This is a genomic window from Streptomyces bobili, assembly GCF_002154575.1.
Classification (GTDB): domain Bacteria; phylum Actinomycetota; class Actinomycetes; order Streptomycetales; family Streptomycetaceae; genus Streptomyces; species Streptomyces bobili.
Map to the genome: position 1 here is coordinate 1 of NZ_MUBA01000478.1, position 3417 is coordinate 3417.

A 3417-nucleotide genomic window follows, 5' to 3' on the forward strand; every position below is an offset into this window, starting at 1 on the left:
CTCCCCCGCCTCGCGGAACCCCACCTGCGGACCCTGACCGACCGCATCCGGGAAACGGCCTACCTCGCGGCCCTCACGGAAACGGGCGACGAGATCCAGTGCACGGCCCGTGTGACCGCCCATCACGTCATGCGCGTCGACATCCCCCTCGGCACCCGCCTCCCGGCCACGACCGGCACGGCGGTCGGCCGCGTCCTCCTGCCCCACGCCCACGGCGGCAGCGACGACGACGGCGACGACCTTGACCACGCCTTGGCCGACGAGGAGTGGGAACAGGGCGTGCGCACCCTCGCCGTACCCATCCACGACCGCACCGGCCGCACGATCGCCGCCCTCGCCACCTCCACCCACACGGCCCGCCGCACGGCCGAGGACTGCGTCGACACCCTCCTCCCCGCGCTCACCACCACGGCCACCCACATCGAAGCGGCCCTCCACACCGCCTCCCGCTTCACGCCGGTGCCGGTGACCTGACGCGGACGCCCTCCGGGCCTTCGGGGACCCTCGGCAGGGTCGTCACACCCCGGACGACCCCAGCGCGATGTCCGTGTCCTCGCCGCCCCATCCCTGAGCGCTGCGCCAGATGACGTGGACGCCGAAGACATCGCGGACGGTGTCCGCGGACCAGTCCTCGGCGGGAGGCTCGGAGAGGACCAGGTAGAGGCCGGCGGCCGGCGTCTCCAGGGTGTGATTGATCTCCAGCAGACGGGTCGCCCCCGAGCGCAGGTCCGCGTACGTGGAGCGGCCGGCTCCCAACGCCTCGTAGAGGAACAGGCCGCGCCCGGTGACACAGCTGACATCGACGACCGGCGAATCGGCCGGCTGGAGGTCGGCCCAGAACAGGGACGCCTTCAGCTCATGGCGGACCGCCTCGTGCTTCCTGCACGTCCGGTCGGCACCGGCCGACGCCTCCAGCGCACGCAGGAAGCCTTCCTTCGTGGTGGTCGACGATGGCGCGGTGGTGCTCTCCGCGAGGGTCATCTGCGCTACGTCCTTCTGCTCGGACTGCTGCTGGGGCTGGTGCTCGGACTGCGGCTCGGGCCGCTGCGGGGCGGCGGGGACCGCTGGGGTCACCGTGGCGTCGTCGTCGGAGTCCGGTGCTGGTCCCGGTTCTGTGGCGAGGCGGCCCCGGAGTACCCGGCGTGCTTCGGTCAGGGTCGCCGCCCAGCCCGAGTCCGTCAGGTCCCGCTGGAGCCGGCCGGCGTCCAGGGTGCCTTCCTTGAGAGCGCGGTTGGCCGTCGCGGCGAGGTCACGCAGAGCGCCCAGCCTTTCCCTGTCCGGGGAGCCGAAGAGGTGGAGCACATCGACCCAGTCGGCCTGGTCCCTGCGGAGGACGCGGTTGGCCATCCCCTGGAGTTCGGAGAGGCGGGCGCGGGCGTCGGGGACGTCGCCGTCGTTCTCGGCCAGCTCACCGAGGACGTCCAGCGCCGCGATGTAGCGCCCTGCCATCCGCTCGGAGACGGGTGACCGGCCACGCTGGTCGGCGGTGAGCACGGTCTGGTTCGACTCGTTCGCGAACACCCAGCAGTCCAGCTTCTCGCCCCGGCGCGGAGGGGCCGACCCGTGGCGGACGGTGAGAACCAGCGGCCGGTCGATCGCGGGCGACAGGGGCCTGACCTTGTAGCGACCGCCAGGGGCCTGGTCCACGACCTCGACCCGGACATCGCTGCCGATCAGGGGCAGCCCGACCGCGGCACCTTCCGGCCGGACATCGGACGCCTCCGTTCCCGACCCCCTGCCGCTTCCCGTCCCCGCGCCGTTCCCGGAGCCGAGAAGGACCTCCGGAAGCCGGGCGGTGTGCAGGACGGTCAGGCTCTGGGTGCTGCGGGTGAGCGCCACGTACAGCTGTCGCAGGCCGGCGGGACCGCGGTCGGCGATGGTGGCGGGCTCGACGACCAGGACATGGTCGTACTCCATGCCCTTGGCCTGGGCGGCGGCCAGGACGGACACCGACCCGCGGAGCCGGTCGTCGACGTCACCGCCTTCGTCGACCCTGCGGCTGATCGCGTCCAGCCAGTCCGAGTCGTCGGGCACGATGACGGCGACGGAACGCAGCGTGCTTCCGTCACTGGTACCGACAAGGCGGGTCACCTGGGCGAGCGTGTCGTCGAGCAGCTTCCACGGCTCGGTCGCCACCGTCCGTACGGCGCCCTCGCCCGCCGCCCGCACGGCCCGCGGGTAGGGCAGGTCCGGCGCGACCGCCCGCGCGAGCGGGGCGACGAACTCCATGATCTCGGCGGGCACGCGATAGCTCGTGTTCAGCTCGGCCACCCGCCAGTCGCCGTGGTCGGACAGCAGCGCGCCGATACGGTCCCAGCTCGTCGGGATGTGCGGACCCGTCGCCTGCGCGAGGTCGCCCAGCACCGTCATGGAGCCGTTGACGGCACACCGCCGCCGCAGGGCACGGGCCTGCATGGGCGTGAGGTCCTGTGCCTCGTCGGCGACGATGTGGCCGTAGCGCCGCGGAGTGTCCCCGCTGATGAGCACCCGGAGCTCTTCGAGGCAGACGTGATCGTCGACGGTCCACGGGTCGGCGTCGGCACTGGCGGCACGGGCCCGCAGCAGCGCGGCCTGCTCGTCCTGGCCGAGGATGCCGTCGGCGCAGACGCGGAGGAGTTCCGGTGAGTCGTAGAGGCTGCGCAGTGCCTCCCGGGCGCCCGGTGAGGGCCAGACACGTTCGACGAGACGTTCCACCCGGCGGTTGCGCTCCAGATCACGGCGGACCGTGCCGGCCTGCCCGCGCCGGGGCGCGACCTCGGCGAGTTCCTTCAGGAGCCGGTCGACGAGCAGCCCCCGGAAGCGGTCACGTCGTTCTCGGTAGGGTCCGTCACCGCCGTGGGCCTGGTCGAGAAGAGCGAGAACCGCCGCCCGCGGGACGCGCAGGGTCGTACTCCCCGCGGTGACGACGATCGCGGGCTCGTCACCCTCGAAGGCCGGGGCGACGGTGAGGTCGTCGAGGGCCTCCGGCCGGTAGTCGTTCTCGACCCGACGCCGCAGCACGGCCGCCATCCGCTCGTCCGACTTCACGAGCCGGGCGAGCGGGGAGTCCGTACCGAGGATCTCGCCCTCCCACAGCCGGTTCAGCTGGACGGCGTTGACGTCCCGCGTACCGAGGGTGGGCAGAACCTGCCCGACATAGTCGAGAAACCGCTGGTGGGGCCCTATGACAAGAATGTCCTGAGCCTTGAAGTGCTCGTTGTTGACGAGCCAGGTCACCCGGTGGAGACCGACCGCGGACTTGCCGGTACCGGGACCGCCCTGCACGACGAGGATGTCCGAGGGAGAACCGGTGACCAGGTCCATCTGATCCCGGCGAATGGTCTCGACGATGTCCCGCATACGACCACTGCGAGACCGCTGAAGCTCACGCAGCAGGAAGTCGTCGGGCTGAAGCGGGGTGCGGCGCCGGCGCCGCAC

General features: G+C 72.1%; 2 protein-coding genes. One reads left to right on the forward strand and one right to left on the reverse strand.

Going from position 1 to position 3417, the window contains the following annotated elements; translation table 11 throughout:
- Positions 1-474 (forward strand): IclR family transcriptional regulator domain-containing protein (locus BZL64_RS30800; RefSeq protein WP_279634625.1); only part of this gene is annotated, 474 nt, incomplete at its 5' end.
- Positions 475-516: 42 nt separating this feature from the next.
- Here the strand turns inward: BZL64_RS30800 and BZL64_RS30805 are convergent.
- Positions 517-3417, reverse strand: a complete 2901-nt coding sequence (locus BZL64_RS30805) for a HelD family protein (RefSeq protein ID WP_244205572.1) — start codon at positions 3415-3417, stop codon at positions 517-519.